General features: G+C 40.2%; 1 protein-coding gene. It reads right to left on the minus strand.

All coding sequences use genetic code 11. From position 1 onward, the window contains the following. A partial coding sequence (locus DM397_RS00195) for a condensation domain-containing protein (RefSeq protein WP_162615413.1) occupies positions 1-271 on the minus strand: 271 nt, incomplete at both ends.

Consider the following 271-nt stretch of genomic DNA (forward strand, 5'->3'; position numbering starts at 1 on the left):
AAGTGTCATAAACAGCGTAACATCCTGCGCTTTTGAGAATGCTTTTAGTTCCTCTAAAAATGCTTGCGAAAAATGATGGCTGATATTAGCCCCATTATAGGTCTGAACCAAAGGTCTTGTCTTAAAACTAGGAAGATCTAAAACTGGTAGTTCTCCTTCAAACTGATTCAGCCAATAAGCTTCTGAGGCCTGATGTTTTGCCTGATGCAATGCTCCATTGAGCCAAACGGCATAGTCTTTATACTGAATGCCCAATTCCGGAAAATCAACT

This window comes from Flavobacterium nitrogenifigens (assembly GCF_003254565.1).
Lineage (GTDB): Bacteria > Bacteroidota > Bacteroidia > Flavobacteriales > Flavobacteriaceae > Flavobacterium > Flavobacterium nitrogenifigens.